The sequence below is a fragment of the Pseudomonas sp. TSO6 genome (genome assembly GCF_056098905.1).
On record NZ_JBLZWV010000069.1, the window covers coordinates 52996 to 67531 of the forward strand.

The window sequence follows — 14536 nt, forward strand, 5'->3', positions numbered from 1 at the left end:
ACTTACTGTTTATAGTGTTTGGCCAGTGCCATGCACCAAGCCTCGCCGCGAGCCCCCTGCGGCGAAAGGATCAGCGAGCGTCCGCCCGCTTGGGGGCTTATGGTAATGGTCAGGTCAGGCTTTGGCAAAACGCCCGCACCCTTTTGTGGCCACTCGAACAGGCACAGCGGGTCGCCCTCGAAATAGTCACGAATACCCATGAACTCCAACTCCTCCGGATCGACCAGGCGATACAGGTCGAAATGGAAGGCTCGCACCTCACCGATTTCGTAGGGTTCAACCACGGTGAAGGTCGGGCTTTTCACTGCACCTGTATGGCCCAGGCCACGGATCAGCCCTCGGGAAAGCGTAGTCTTGCCCGCACCCAGGTCGCCCTCGAGAAAGATCACGCCGCGACCGCCGGTCACCTCGGCCAGTGCTGCGCCAAACTTGACCGTGGCGTCTTCATCGGCCAGAAACAGGGTTATGCCAGACACGCAGAATGCTCCTCCAGTAACTCACGAATGACCGGCGCCAGATCACTGGCCGCCAGGCCTCTACCTTTTACACCCAGCCGCTCGCCTGCACAGGCATGCAACCACACCCCCAGGCCAGCGGCCTGCCAGGCATCCAGCCCTTGGGCCAACAACGCCGCCAGCACACCGGTCAGCACATCGCCAAACCCGGCGCCCGCCATGGCCGGGTGGCCTCGTTCGCACAGCATCAGTTGCCCGGCCGGGTCGGCCACCAGGGTGCCGGCGCCCTTGAGCACGCAAACGCTGTTGTAACGGCGCGCGAGCTTGCGCGCAGCGCCCTGGCGGTCGGCCTGTACCGCTTCGGTGGAAATACCCAGCAGCCGCGCCGCCTCCCCCGGATGCGGGGTGAGGATGCTGCCACTGGGCAGGGCCAGAGGGGTACGCGCCAGCAAATTCAGGGCATCGGCGTCCCACACCTGCGGCTGTTCGGCGTTGGCCACTGCCGACAGCAGGCTACGCCCCCACGCCGCCTGCCCCAACCCCGGGCCCACCACCAGCACCGAGGTGCGCTCCAGCACGCCCATCAACTGGTTGGCCGAGCTGACGCCCAGGCACATGGTTTCGGGCAGACGCGCCAGGCTCGCGCTCACATGCTCAGGGCGCGTCGCCACGCTGACCAGCCCGGCGCCGCAGCGCAGGGCGGCTTCAGCGCTCAACAGCACAGCGCCGCCTGTGCCCAGGTCGCCACCGACCACCAGCACATGGCCGAAGTCACCTTTATGGGCATGCACGGGCCGCGCCGGCAGGTGCGCGACGGTCATGCTGCTGAGCTGTTGCGGGGCATGGCTGGGGTGTTTGGTCTGCAGCATGGGGTCAAAGGCTCCAATGTCTGGCAGAATTATACGCACCTGAGCCCGTATTGCCTTGCCCATCCATGTCCAGCTGCACACCTGACCTCGCCCAACTGGCCCAATCGATCAAGATTTGGGGCCAGGAACTCGGTTTTGCCCATGTCGGCATCGCCGGGGTCGACCTTGGCGAACACGAACACCACCTGCAGCGCTGGCTCGATGCCGGCTACCAGGGCGAGATGGAGTACCTGGGTGCGCACGGCAGCAAGCGCGCGCACCCCGACCAACTCATTCCCGGCACGGTGCGTGTGGTGTCGCTGCGCATGGACTACCTGCCCGGCGACACACAGATGGCGCAGCGCCTGGCACAGCCGGAAAAGGCCTACATATCGCGCTATGCGCTGGGCCGGGACTACCACAAGCTGGTGCGCAAGCGCGTGCAGTTCCTGGCCGACCGCATCCAGGAAGCCATTGGCCCGTTCGGCTACCGCGCATTCGTCGACAGTGCCCCTGTGCTGGAGAAGGCCCTGGCCGAACAGGCCGGGCTGGGCTGGATCGGCAAGAACACCTTATTGCTCAACCGCAAGGCGGGCAGTTACTTCTTTCTTGCCGAGCTGTTTGTCGACCTGCCGTTGCCGGTGGACGACGCGACGACCAGCGAACATTGCGGGCGCTGCCAGGCCTGCCTGGACATCTGCCCGACCCAGGCGTTTGTCGGGCCCTATGTGCTGGATGCGCGGCGTTGCATCTCGTACCTGACCATCGAGCTGAAGGGCGCGATCCCTGTCGAGTTGCGCTCAATGATGGGTAACCGGGTGTTCGGTTGCGATGACTGCCAGATCGTCTGCCCATGGAACCGCTTTGCCAAGCACACCCAGGAACAGGACTTCCAGCCGCGGCATGGGCTGGAGAATGCCGAGTTGGCGCAGATGTTCCTGTGGGATGAGCGCACCTTCCTGCGCAAGACCGAGGGCGGGCCGTTGCGGCGGGCGGGGTATGAGCGGTTCTTGCGCAACCTGGCGGTGGGGTTGGGCAATGCGCCTTCCACCATTCCTGTGATCGAGGCGCTGAAGGCCCGGCGCGAGGATGAATCAGAACTGGTGCGCGAGCATGTGGAGTGGGCATTGGCCCGACACGGCATTCAATAACGGGGGCCGCTTTGCGGCCCATCGCCGGCAAGCCAGCTCCCACACCGACCGTATCGGCCTCAAGCCATGCGCAGTTCCTGTGGGAGCTGGCTTGCCGGCGATGGGCTCCCACCCACCTCGACCGTATCGGCCTCAAGCCATGTGCAGTTCCTGTGGGAGCTGGCTTGCCGGCGATGGGCTGCAAAGCAGCCCCATGTGTCACTGCTGGTCGTTGTAGTGGAACTTGGGCATTTCCCAGTGGAAGCGGATCGCCAGCAACCGCACCAGGAACCCGCCAAACAAGGTCAGCAGCATCGCCTGCTCTGCCGGCACCTTGAAATACACGCACCCCAGGTAGAACCATGCCGCCGCAAACGACACGCTGGCATACAGCTCACGGCGGAAAACCAGTGGAATATCGTTGCAGAAGATATCCCGCAAGATCCCGCCAAATACCCCAGTGATCACCCCACTGATCGACGCCACCAGCATGCCCTGCCCCATCTCCAGCGCGGTCATGCAGCCGATCAGGGTAAAGGCCACCAGCCCCAGGGCATCGAGCACCAGGAACAGCGAGCGCAGGCGGCGCATCATCGGCGCAATGAAAATGGTCAGCAACGCCGCAAAGCTGGTCAGCACCAGGTACTCCGGGTGCTTCACCCAGGTCAGCGGGTAATGCCCGAGCAGCACGTCGCGCACCGAGCCGCCACCCAGCGCGGTGACGCAGGCGATCAGCACCACGCCAAACCAGTCCATGCCGCGGCGCCCGGCAGACAACGCGCCGGTCATGGCTTCGGCGGTGATAGCGATGAGGTAGAGCATCAACAACATGGCGCGGGTCCGTGCGAGAAAGGCGCGCAGTCTAACCAGTTGCCCAGGGCACCAAAAGGGGGCGCAGATACAATATCTGCGCCTTTTCGGCTCACACCTTGATGAAATGCTCGCGGTAGTGGCGCAGTTCGGCGATCGATTCGCGGATATCGTCCAGCGCCAGGTGGGTGTTGCCCTTCTTGAAGCTGTCACGCACGTCTGGCGCCCAGCGCGCGGCCAGCTCTTTCAGGGTGGAGACATCCAGGTTGCGGTAGTGGAAGTAGTTTTCCAGATTGCGCATGTGGCGATAGAGGAAGCGGCGGTCCTGGCAGATGCTGTTGCCGCAGATTGGCGACTTGCCTTTCGGCACCCACTGCTCGAGGAAGGCGATGGTCTGCGCCTCGGCTTCAGCCATGCTGACCTTGCTCTCGCGCACGCGCTGGGTCAGGCCCGAAGCACCGTGGGTGCGGGTGTTCCATTCGTCCATGCGCGCCAGCACTTCGTCACTGTGGTGGATGGCAATCACCGGCCCTTCCGCCAGGGTGTTCAGCTCGCTGTCGGTAACGATGGTGGCCATCTCGATGATGACATCGCTGTCCGGATCCAGGCCGGTCATTTCCAGGTCGATCCAGATCAGGTTCTGTGGGTTTTGCATGCAGGGCTCCTCATATAGGCCGTCATATTAGCCTAGTGGCCAAAAGCACGCCCATTCACCACTTCGAAGGTAAGCGCAATGGTCCAGCGCCTGGCGTGCTAAACTGCCAGCCGTTTTCAATGCCCTGCCCGGGCCTTTCACACGGTAACTTCATGGCCAAACGCCAGCTCAATCGCCGCCAGAACTGGCGGATCGAAAAAATCCAGGGCGAGCGCGCCGCTCGCGCCGCCAAACGCGAGCAGCATGCGCTACAGGAACTGGAAGGCGGCGACCTGGGGCCAGAGCAACTGGGCCTGGTGATCGCGCACTTTGGCGTGCAGGTAGAAGTTGAAGCCCAGGATGGCGAAACCGCAGGCCAGGTGTTCCGCTGCCATTTGCGCGCCAACTTGCCGGCGCTGGTCACTGGCGACCGTGTCGTGTGGCGTGCGGGTAACCAGGGCATCGGCGTAATCGTGGCGCAGATGCCGCGCAGCACCGAGCTGTGCCGGCCGAACAACCACGGTCAACTCAAGCCGGTGGCCGCCAACGTCGACCTGATCGTGATTGTGTTCGCCCCTGCTCCCGAGCCGCACCCGAACCTGATCGACCGCTATCTGGTAGCTGCCGAGCACGCTGGCCTGCGCCCGCTGCTGCTGCTGAACAAGGCCGACCTGATCAACGACGAGAATGGCCCCGGCCTGCATGCGCTGCTGGAAGTCTACCGTGAACTGGGCTACCCGCTGCTGGAAGTATCGGCACACCAAGGTGACGGCATGCAGCGCCTGCAACAGCAACTCGACGGCCACATCAGTGTGTTCGTCGGCCAGTCGGGGGTGGGCAAGTCGTCGCTGGTCAACAGCCTGCTGCCAGATGCCGGCACCCGTGTCGGCGACCTGTCGGAATGGTCGGGCCAAGGTACTCACACCACCACCACGGCGCGGCTGTACCACTTCCCTAACGGCGGCGACCTGATCGACTCGCCGGGCATCCGCGAGTTCGGCCTCGGCCATGTCAGCCGCGACGACGTGGAAGATGGCTTCATCGAGTTCCGCGACCTGTTCGGCACCTGCCGCTTCCGCGACTGCAAGCATGACCGCGAACCGGGCTGCGCGCTACTCAAGGCACTGGACGAGGGGCGCATCAAGCCGCAACGCATGAACAGCTACCGCTCGATCATCGCCAGCCTGACCGAAGACAGCTACTGAAACGCTTGAAATGAAATTTGCCGCGATCCCCTGTGGGAGCGGCTTTAGCCGCGAACACCGGCAACGCCGGTGCCATCCACCGCGCTGGATGCTTCGCGGGTAAACCCGCTCCCACAGTGATCGCGCCAGCGTTCAGGTTTTGTGTAGAACAGTCGCCCGCACAAAAAAGCCGTTTACTGCTCCTTGGCCTCATCCATCTTCAGCGTGCCATCTTCAAAGATGTTCAGCTTCTGGCGCAGCTCACGCGGTTGCATCGGTGCTTGCTCCGTTACCCCTGGGGCTTCCGGTGCGGCAGCCCCCGGCACAGGGCCGCTAGCCGGCGGTGCAGCAGGCTCGGCGGCCGGCGCTTCCGGCGCCCCCTGCTCACCCTCGATATTGCGCTGGGCCTTCTTGGTCAGCACGATGATATCGATACGGCGGTTGACCGGGTTGAACGGGTCCTTGCGGTCGAACAGCGACGACGAGGCGTAACCCACCACCCGCGCCACCTGCCCGTCCGGGTAACCACCGGCCACCAACGCACGGCGCGCCGCGTTGGCACGGTTGGCCGACAGTTCCCAGTTGCCGAACCCACCACTGCCGGCATACGGCTTGGCGTCGGTGTGGCCGCTGATGCTGATCTTGTTCGGCACCGCCTTGATGGTGTCGGCCATGGCCAGCAGGATGTCTTCAAAGTAGGGCTGCAAGCGGGCACTGCCGATGTCGAACATCGGCCGGTTCTCGGCATCCATGATCTGGATGCGCAGCCCGTCCTGGGTAATTTCGAACAGGATCTGGTCCTTGAACTTCTGCAGCTGCGGGTTCTCTTCCACCTTGTTCTGCAGTTCCTGCAGCAGCAACTCCAGGCGCTCGCGCTCCACCTGCTCGGCCATGGTCTCGACCTGGTCCTTGCTCAGCTGGGTCGTGCTCTCGGGCATCGGCTCGGATTTCACTTCCGGGTTGATGGTTTTCTCCGGCGCCAGTTCAGGCGAGCCGCCCAGGTCGATGACATAAGGCGTGCCGCTTTCCGAGAAGCCGATCGGGTCCTTGAAGTAGCCAGCAATGGCAATCTTCTGCTCCGGCGTGGCCGTGGACATCAGCCACAGCACCAGGAAGAACGCCATCATTGCCGTAGCAAAGTCGGCAAACGCGATTTTCCAGGCGCCGCCGTGGTGGCCGCCGCCAAAGCGCTTGACGCGCTTTACGATGATGGGCTGATTGTTTTCCATGACTCAGCGACCGCGAACCGCTTGTTCCAGCTCGGCAAAACTTGGGCGATGCATGGGGTACAGCACCTTGCGCCCAAACTCCACGGCCAGCGAAGGTGGCATGCCCGAGGCCGAGGCGACCAGCGAAGCCTTGATCGATTCGTAGAGGTTCAGCTCCTCCTTGGCATCGTGCTCCAGGCACTTGGCCAACGGCCCGAAGAAGCCGTAGGCAGCCAGAATACCGAAGAAGGTACCGACCAGCGCCGCACCCACGTGCATGCCGATGGCCGCCTGGTCGCCCTCGCCCAGCGAGGCCATGGTCACCACGATACCCAGTACCGCCGCGACGATACCGAAACCAGGCATGCCGTCAGCGATGCCGGTCACCGCATGGGACGGGTGCTCCAGCTCTTCCTTCATGCTCAGCAGCTCCATGTCGAACAGGCCCTCGAGTTCGTGCGGGGCCATGTTGCCGGTGGACATGATGCGCAGGTAGTCGCAGACGAACGCGGTCATGCGCTCGTCGGCCAGTACCGTCGGGTACTTGGCGAAGATCGGGCTGGCGGCGGCGTCCTCGATGTCGGCCTCGATGGCCATCATGCCTTCGCGACGGCTCTTGTTGAGGATCTCGTAGACCAGGCCTAGTACCTCCAGGTAATAGGCATGGGTGAAGCGCGAGCCGAACATCTTCATCGACTTCTTGATGACGTGCATGGTCATGTGGCCAGGGTTGGCCTGCAGGAATGCACCAAAGGCTGCACCGCCGATGATCAGTACTTCGAACGGCTGGATCAGCGCTGCGATCTTGCCGTGGGAGAGCACGTAGCCGCCGAGCACGCTCGCGAATACGACGATGATGCCGATAATTTTAGCCATAGGTTCAAAGCACTTGCTGTCGTGGTCAGGGGAAGAGACGGGAGCTTTAAAACTCTTCTTCTACTTATCGGCAGAACTGCGCCAGACTATAGCCACTCAATGCGAAAAGCCAGTTCGGACTGATGTCAAAATGCCAATTGAAACCAAGGTGCCCGCTCAGGCTCCGCGTACGCTAGAAGCCTGGGTAAAGCTGCTAGAGAGTGTTCGCATCCCCGTGCCGAAGCACAGCTACGACCGGGTCATGGCTGCCATCCACGATAGCCGCCGCTCGCTGCGCGACATCGCCGAACTGATGCAGGATAGCCCGGCACTGGTACTATCGGTGATGCGCGAAGCCAATCACCCCACCAACGCCAGCCAGGCCGAGCCAGCCGAAAGCCTGGAGGTCGCCCTCAACCGCCTGGGCCTGGAGCGCAGTGAGCAACTGCTCAAGCGCCTGCCCTCGCTGCCGGTCGAAGAAATCCCGCCCGTGCTCAGCCAGTTCCAGCTGATCAGCCAGCACGCCTCGCAGCAGGCCAGCGGCCTGTTCGCCAGCCGCCTGGCACGGCTGTGGCAGGAAATTCACTGGGGCAGCCTGCTGTTCCTGTCACCACTTTGGCCGCTGGCACTGGCCTACCCCAAGCTGCTCGACACCTGGGAGCTGCGGGTTATCCACAAAGGCGAGGACGCCGCCCAGGTAGAGGAAGAGCTGTTTGGCGTGCGCATCATGGCGCTGTGCCAGACCATGGCGGAGTACTGGCGCCTGCCGCAGTGGGTAACCCAGGGTTACCGCCTGCTGCTGGAAGAACGCGAACAGCTGGCCCAGGTGCTGAGCATCGCCCGCGACGAAGACCTGCTCAGCCAGCAGCACCGCCTGGATGCCGAGCCCGGCCTGCGCCGCTGGTTCAACCAGCCGGCCAACACCGTGCTGCTGGCCAACAACCTTGCGCTGGCGGCGCAGGTGGGCTGGGACAACCCGCACCTGCTGCGCTGGCAACTGCTGACGGCGCTGTACCTGCAGACCTCGCTAGAAGACGTGCAGCAGCAAGTGCACCAACAAGCTGCCGCCAGTGCGCGCCGCCACGCCAGGCATGCCCTGTTCCACCCGGCTGAAGCACTGATCTGGCCCTGGTACCAGCGCCGCCCGCACCCGGACATGCTGGCCCCGCCACCGCCCAGCAGCGACGACCTGGCGCGTTGGCGCAAGCTGTGCCAGGACCTGCTGGCCCAGCCCAGCCCATTCACCAATACCGTGCACCTGGCCACCCAAGCCCGCGAAGCCCTGCTGGCCTGCGGCATGCAACGCCTTATGCTGCTGAGCCTGGACAAGGCCAGCGACCACCTGCGCGTGCAGCAGACCGCCGGCTTGCCCAAAGAGGCCGCGGCCCTGGCCCTGCAGGTGTCGCAAAACAAGCTGCTGCAGAAGCTGATGGCCCAGGCCGGGCAACTGCGCATTACCCCGGAAAACCACAGCCAGTTTTCGGCCCTGCTGCCGGCCCCGCTGCGTGCGCTGTTCCGCAGCGAGCACGTGCTGTTGCGCTCACTGGCGGTGAACGATCAGGTGCTGATGCTGATGGTGGCCGACCAGGGCTGCCGGCCTTTGGCCGATATCAGCGTGCAGGCCTTCGGTAAGACCGCGCAATGCACCGAGCGGGCACTGTCGGTGTTTGCCAACCGCAAGGGCTGAGCCTTGCGCTACAATCGCCCCTCTTTCCACACTGGAGACCGTGGATGACTGACTTTTCCGGCCTGCCCCTGGTGATCGAAGCCGCGGACCTGCTGCCACGCCTGGGTTCGCCACAGTTGATCCTGGTCGACCTGAGCAGTGCCAACCGCTATGTCAGCGGGCATATCCCCGGCGCACGCTTTGTCGAAGGCAAGCGTACCCAGCTTGGCCAGCCTCCAGCGCCCGGCCTGCTGCCGTCCTTGGGCGAGCTGGAAAAACTGTTCAGCGAACTTGGCCACCGCGACGACGCCGTCTATGTGGTGTATGACGATGAAGGCGGGGGCTGGGCCGGGCGCTTCATCTGGCTGCTCGACGTGATTGGTCACAAGGCCTATCACTACCTCAATGGCGGTATCCAGGCCTGGCCGGCTGACACGCTGTCCACCGACGTGCCCGTCAGCGTCAACAGCCCGGTGCACCTGCGTATCGACAACGCCCCCACCGCCACCCGCGAGTACCTGCAAAGCCGCCTGGGCGCCGATGACCTGGTCATCTGGGACGCCCGCGGCCCGCAGGAATTCAGCGGCGAGAAGGTATTGGCTGCCAAGGGCGGGCACATTCCCGGCGCGATCAACTTCGAGTGGACCGCCGGCATGGACCTCAACGACCACTTGCGCATTCGCCAAGACATCAAAAATGTCCTCGAGCAACTGGGCATCACCCCTGACAAGGAAGTGATCACCCACTGCCAGACCCACCGCCGCTCCGGCTTCACTTATCTGGTGGCCAAGGCCCTCGGCTACCCACGCGTCAAGGCCTACGCCGGCTCGTGGAGCGAATGGGGCAACCACCCGGACACGCCTGTAGAAGTTTAAGGAACCTGCATGAAATCCCGTTTGTTCATCATCAGCCAGTACCTGCTGCCGCACCACCTGCTGTCGCGGCTGGCCGGCTGCATCGCCGAGTGCCGCGTGCGCTGGTTCAAGAATGCCTTTACCGCCTGGTTCGCCAAGCGCTACCAGGTAAACATGTCTGAAGCGCTGGTCGAGGACTTGAGCGCTTACGAGCACTTCAATGCCTTCTTCACCCGCGCCCTGAAGCCCGGTGCACGCCCGCTGGACGAAACCCCGGGCGCCATCCTGTGCCCGGCCGACGGCGCCGTCAGCCAGCTCGGCCCGATCGAGCACGGCCGCATCTTCCAGGCCAAGGGCCACGGTTACAGCGCGCAAGAGCTGCTGGGCGGCGACCCGGCCCTGGCAGCGCCGTTCATGGGCGGCGAGTTTGCCACCATCTACCTGTCGCCCAAGGACTACCACCGCGTGCACATGCCGCTGGCCGGCACCCTGCGCGAAATGGTCTATGTGCCGGGGCGTCTGTTCTCGGTCAACCAGACCACCGCAGAGAACGTTCCCGAGCTGTTCGCCCGCAACGAGCGCGTGGTCTGCCTGTTCGACACCGAGCGCGGGCCGATGGCCGTGGTACTGGTGGGTGCGATGATCGTCGCCTCGATCGAAACCGTGTGGGCCGGGCTGGTGACGCCACCCAAGCGTGAGCTGAAGACCTTCCGTTACGACGAAGCCAGCCGCGCGCCGATCCACCTGGAGAAAGGTGCCGAGCTGGGCCGCTTCAAGCTGGGTTCGACCGCTATCGTGCTGTTCGGGCCGGAGCAGGTGAAGTGGGCTGAAAACCTGGGCGCGGGTTCTGCAGTGCGCATGGGGCAGCTGTTGGCGGCGCCTGCACAGGCTTGACCGTGTTTTTTGCTTCGAGGTGATCGGCGCGTGTTCTCCAGCGCCTGTGATATCGAGCGCCGCCCGCGCGGCGCTTCGCAGCACAAGGCTGCTCCTACATTTGTTTCGGGCCAATGATTTCTGAGGGGAAGGCGCGCGGTTCCTTGGCGTCCGCCTCGATGTCGCGTGGGACAAACAAGGCGGTCGCGTGCACTGGTACAGGCTTGACTGGCCAGAAACAGATGTAGGAGCAGCCTTGTGCTGCGAAGCGCCGCGCGGGCGGCGCTCGATCTCACAGGCGCTGGAGGTACAACGGCAAACTAGCCGCGGGCGTCGCGGTCGCGCAGGCCCAGCAGGTACAGCACGCCATCCAGCCCCAAGGTGGAAATCGCCTGCTTGGCCGACTGGCGCACCAGCGGCTTGGCGCGGAACGCTACGCCCAGGCCGGCCAGCGACAGCATCGGCAGGTCGTTGGCGCCATCACCTACGGCGATGGTCTGCTCCAGCTGCAAGCCTTCTTCACTGGCCAACTGTTGCAGCAGCTCGGCCTTGCGCTGGGCATCGACGATCGGCTCGACAGCCACACCGGTCACCTTGCCGTCGACCACTTCCAGCTCGTTGGCGAACACATAGTCGATACCCAGGCGCGCCTGCACCTGGCGGGCAAAGTAGGTAAAGCCACCGGACAGGATCGCGGTCTTGTAACCCAGGCGCTTGAGCTCGGCGAACAGGTTTTCGGCACCCTCGGTCAGGCGCAGCGAGGCACCGATTTCGTCCAGCACACCCACATCCAGGCCCTTGAGCAGCGCCATGCGCTCCTTGAAGCTGGCGCGGAAGTCCAGTTCACCGCGCATGGCGCGCTCGGTGATTGCCGCCACCTGCTCACCCACGCCGGCCGCTTTGGCCAGTTCGTCGATGACTTCGGCTTCGATCAGCGTCGAGTCCATGTCGAACACCGCCAGGCGGCGGTTGCGGCGGAACAGGTCGTCCTTCTGGAAGGCGATGTCGATGCTCAGCGCTTCGGCCAGGGCAAAGAAGTCGGCACGCAGGGCCTGGGCATCGCTCGGCGCGCCGCGCACGGAGATTTCGATGGCCGCTTTGCCCTTGTCGGTTTCGGCATCCAGCGCCACACGCGCCGACAAACGCTCGATACGCTCGATGGTCAGGCCGTACTGGCTTATCACCGCACTCACCCGCTGCAGTTGCTCGGGGGTGATCTTGCGGCTGAGCAGGGTGACGATGTGGCGCGCCTCGCCCTGGCCGTCAGCCCAGTGCTGGTAGTCCGCCTCGGAAATCGGCGTGTAGCGGGCCTGCAGGTTCAGTTCGTGGGCCTTGGCCTGCACGCTTTGCAGCAGGGCGGTAGCCACTTCGTTGTCCGGGATGTCGACCAGGATACCGAACGACAAAGTGCCGTGCATGACCGCCAGGCCGATGTCGAGGATGCTCACACCGCCCTGCAGCAGGACGCCGGTGATAGCCGCAGTGAGACCGGGACGGTCCTCACCGGTGATGTTGATCAGGACGATTTCGCGCACAACCTGGCTCCGACTTCGATGAAAAATGCGCATTCTACCGATTTTCCGTGACCATCGGGCGCCAACGATACTTTGCCGACAAAACCCGGGTCGCTATACTGCCCCACACTTTCTGCCATTAAGAGCCGAGCTCAGTGAACCGGCCCACGCCCGTCAAACCAGACAATTTCTTCCTGATGATCTATCGTGCCCTGAGTCAACGTCGCGTGCCGCTGGCATTGCGCATCGCTTGCACCAACATCTTCCTGGTCGCGCTGGCGCTGGTGATCTATGCCTGCGTGATGGGCCTGCAGTTCAAGCAGGCCATGCACGAGCAGGCTGATGCCCTTGGCCAGAGCCTGACCACCCAGACCGCCACCTCGGCGACCGAGCTGCTGGTGTCTAACGACATCCTCAGTCTCAACGTGCTGCTGGGCAACCTGGTGAAAAACCCGCTGGTGGCCCACGCGGCCATCTACAGCGTGGACAACCGCATCCTCGCCGAGGCCGGCCAGCGCCCGCGCAACAGCCTGCTGGGCGAGGCAGAGGGCCTGTACCAGACCAAGATCACCTTCCAGGACGTGACGGCCGGGCAACTGCGCATCAGCCTGGACATGAGCCAGTTCCAGCAGCCGATGCTGATCAGCCTGCAGAGCATGGGGATCATGGCAGCCATCCTGCTGGCCCTGGCCCTCAGCCTGAGCCTGCGACAGGGCCGCCACATCACACTGCCGCTGCTGCAATTGCGGGTGTGGCTGCGAGACCCGCAGCCCTATACCCCGGCCACCGACCGCCAGGATGAGATCGGCGACATCGCCCGCCAGTTGCATGCGCGCCTGGCCCCGCCGCCACCGCCGGAGCCAGAGCCAGAGCTGGAGGAAGAGGACGACGAGCATTTCGACGACTTCCACGACGCAGCGCCGGCCCCCAAGGCCGCACCGCGCCCCAAGATTGCCGCATTGGCCGAGGACGATGACGACGAAGCCTTCGCCGGCCTGATGGACGACGACAGTGCGCCCAAAGCCGCCCCGGTCGAGTCTGACGAGCCGCAGTACAGCGCCGTACTAGCCGTGCAACTGGGCTCGCAAGAGCAACTGCGCCGCCTGCCGCGCACCCGCCTGACCGAGCTGACCGAACGCTACCGCGATTGCCTGGAGCATGCTGCCTCGCTCTATGACGGTGAAACCCACACGCTCAACGACGGCAGCACCCTGGTACTGTTCCACAGCCGCGACTGTGGCGAGGACTACCTGACCAACGCCATCTGCTGCGGCGAGCTGCTACGCGCCCTGGGTCATGCCCTGCAGATCGAAGTGGCCGACAGCGGCATCACCCTTCAGCTGCAACTGGGCCTGGTTCTGGGCAACGACCTGCAAGGGCTGGAGCTGGTGGACCTGCTGATGGCCGAAAAGGTCCAGGATGCCCTGGCGCTGTCGCAGCACAGCCGCAACCTGTTGCTGGTGGAGCGGCAGATCAGCGATGACGCGCTGATTCGCCAGCGTGCCCGCATTCGCCCGATTGCCAGCCCTGAGGGTGCCTGCTGTGTGGAGCGTTTGATGGAGCCTTACCCGTCGATGCTGGAGCGCCAGCTGGCCCGCATGCACGAGCGCCGCGCCTGATAGTTTCCCCCTGGGGGAGCGGGCGCGCCCGAATCAGGCGCCGCGGTGCATGGCACCGGCTGCGCCGGTGTTCGCGGGCACGCCCGCTCCCACAAAGGCCGCATCTATCCTTTAGGTACAAAAAAGCCCGCAACAAATGCGGGCTTTTTTGTGGGTGGCAGTTCGATCAGAAACGATAAACTTCCATATCGGTGCGAATCGGCGAGGCCATCGGAATCTTGGATTTCTCCGGCCCCTTTTTGACCTGCACCGGTGCAGCGGGCTTTTTCGGTGCTTCTTCGGCAATCGCCGGCTGGTTGGCAAGCGGCTTGACCGCAGTGCTCAGCTGTTCGGCCAGCTTCTGAAGCAGTTGACCCTGGGCCTGAACCTGCGACGACTCGCTGCCCTCGTGCGGCTGCTCGAGGTGAACGATACGGTTGTCACGCACATGGCCACGGCGATCCAGCAGACGCCACTGGGCATCCAGGATGGCCGGCTGGTTTTTGCCTGAGTCCAGGCGAGTGATCGACAACAGCACCTGCACGTCCGGGCTGAAGCCAGCGGTCGCCGGCGCCAGCACCACGCGCTGGCTGTCCAGGCGCCAGGCAAGTTGACGCACCAGCAGCTGGTCGATATCCGACGAAAGGCTACCCGCCCAGCGGCCGTCAGTCGCCGCGCTCAGGCTGCCGTCGGCTTGACGCTGCAGGAACGTTTCACGCTGAAGGTAATCGGCTACCGATACCGGGCCGAGTACCACGGCCATGCCCGCACTCTGCGACGGCTGGCCAGGATCACCACTGTCGAGCTGATACAGGGCAACCGGCTGATGCATGGTGCACCCGCCAAGGCCCAGCAGGCCAGTCATCAACAGCGCAAATGGAAGGCGCAGAAATTTCATCATCCCATC

14 protein-coding genes are annotated in these 14536 nt (G+C 64.0%); 6 read left to right on the top strand and 8 right to left on the bottom strand.

Going from position 1 to position 14536, the window contains the following annotated elements; all coding sequences use genetic code 11:
* Window positions 1-2: 2 nt before the first annotated feature.
* Window positions 3-476 carry a tRNA (adenosine(37)-N6)-threonylcarbamoyltransferase complex ATPase subunit type 1 TsaE gene (tsaE, locus tag ACN6NG_RS27150; RefSeq protein WP_016501886.1) on the bottom strand — a complete coding sequence of 158 codons (474 nt, stop codon included), beginning with the start codon at window positions 474-476 and terminating at the stop codon, window positions 3-5.
* Complete coding sequence (locus tag ACN6NG_RS27155; RefSeq protein WP_474317110.1) at window positions 464-1324, bottom strand: NAD(P)H-hydrate dehydratase; 861 nt, start codon at window positions 1322-1324, stop codon at window positions 464-466. Before ACN6NG_RS27155 ends, tsaE begins: the two co-directional genes overlap by 13 nt.
* Before the next feature lie 65 nt (window positions 1325-1389).
* On the opposite strand from ACN6NG_RS27155, the gene queG reads away from it, so the two are divergent.
* On the top strand, window positions 1390-2454 hold the full coding sequence (gene queG / locus ACN6NG_RS27160; RefSeq protein WP_063423409.1) for a tRNA epoxyqueuosine(34) reductase QueG: 1065 nt from the start codon (window positions 1390-1392) through the stop codon (window positions 2452-2454).
* A 198-nt stretch (window positions 2455-2652) separates the two neighbouring features.
* On the opposite strand, the gene ACN6NG_RS27165 is transcribed toward queG, so the two are convergent.
* Both ACN6NG_RS27165 and orn read right to left on the bottom strand, forming a co-directional pair.
* Window positions 2653-3264: a trimeric intracellular cation channel family protein gene (locus ACN6NG_RS27165; protein ID WP_003249516.1), complete on the bottom strand. Its 612-nt coding sequence runs from the start codon at window positions 3262-3264 to the stop codon at window positions 2653-2655.
* Between the two features lie 91 nt (window positions 3265-3355).
* Window positions 3356-3898: an oligoribonuclease gene (orn, locus tag ACN6NG_RS27170; RefSeq protein ID WP_043198134.1), complete on the bottom strand. Its 543-nt coding sequence runs from the start codon at window positions 3896-3898 to the stop codon at window positions 3356-3358.
* 152 nt (window positions 3899-4050) lie between these two features.
* Here orn and rsgA point away from each other — a divergent pair, with 152 nt between their 5' ends.
* Window positions 4051-5082: a small ribosomal subunit biogenesis GTPase RsgA gene (gene rsgA, locus ACN6NG_RS27175; protein ID WP_016501891.1), complete on the top strand. Its 1032-nt coding sequence runs from the start codon at window positions 4051-4053 to the stop codon at window positions 5080-5082.
* A gap of 173 nt (window positions 5083-5255) precedes the next feature.
* On the opposite strand, the gene motB is transcribed toward rsgA, so the two are convergent.
* Together motB and motA are read right to left on the bottom strand one after the other, a co-directional pair.
* Window positions 5256-6290, bottom strand: a complete 1035-nt coding sequence (gene motB, locus ACN6NG_RS27180; RefSeq protein ID WP_474317115.1) for a flagellar motor protein MotB — start codon at window positions 6288-6290, stop codon at window positions 5256-5258.
* Window positions 6291-6293: 3 nt separating this feature from the next.
* A complete protein-coding gene (motA, locus tag ACN6NG_RS27185) occupies window positions 6294-7145 on the bottom strand; it encodes a flagellar motor stator protein MotA (RefSeq protein WP_016489455.1) in 852 nt (283 codons plus the stop codon).
* 130 nt (window positions 7146-7275) lie between these two features.
* Here motA and ACN6NG_RS27190 point away from each other — a divergent pair, with 130 nt between their 5' ends.
* The 3 genes from ACN6NG_RS27190 to asd are packed head-to-tail and all read left to right on the top strand — an operon-like array spanning window position 7276 to window position 10538.
* Window positions 7276-8811 carry an HDOD domain-containing protein gene (locus tag ACN6NG_RS27190; protein ID WP_063423407.1) on the top strand — a complete coding sequence of 512 codons (1536 nt, stop codon included), beginning with the start codon at window positions 7276-7278 and terminating at the stop codon, window positions 8809-8811.
* A gap of 44 nt (window positions 8812-8855) precedes the next feature.
* Entirely contained in the window at window positions 8856-9665 is an 810-nt protein-coding gene (locus tag ACN6NG_RS27195; protein ID WP_474317118.1) for a rhodanese-like domain-containing protein, read from the top strand.
* 9 nt (window positions 9666-9674) lie between these two features.
* Window positions 9675-10538 (top strand): archaetidylserine decarboxylase, encoded by an 864-nt coding sequence (gene asd / locus ACN6NG_RS27200; RefSeq protein WP_353456399.1) that lies wholly within the window; start codon window positions 9675-9677, stop codon window positions 10536-10538.
* Between the two features lie 299 nt (window positions 10539-10837).
* On the opposite strand, the gene serB is transcribed toward asd, so the two are convergent.
* Window positions 10838-12052 carry a phosphoserine phosphatase SerB gene (gene serB, locus ACN6NG_RS27205; RefSeq protein WP_016501896.1) on the bottom strand — a complete coding sequence of 405 codons (1215 nt, stop codon included), beginning with the start codon at window positions 12050-12052 and terminating at the stop codon, window positions 10838-10840.
* 134 nt (window positions 12053-12186) lie between these two features.
* On the opposite strand from serB, the gene ACN6NG_RS27210 reads away from it, so the two are divergent.
* Window positions 12187-13650, top strand: a complete 1464-nt coding sequence (locus ACN6NG_RS27210; protein ID WP_474317122.1) for a histidine kinase — start codon at window positions 12187-12189, stop codon at window positions 13648-13650.
* Window positions 13651-13816: 166 nt separating this feature from the next.
* Here the strand turns inward: ACN6NG_RS27210 and ACN6NG_RS27215 are convergent, their stop codons facing one another.
* On the bottom strand, window positions 13817-14527 hold the full coding sequence (locus ACN6NG_RS27215) for a PqiC family protein (protein ID WP_063423446.1): 711 nt from the start codon (window positions 14525-14527) through the stop codon (window positions 13817-13819).
* Window positions 14528-14536: the final 9 nt, after the last annotated feature.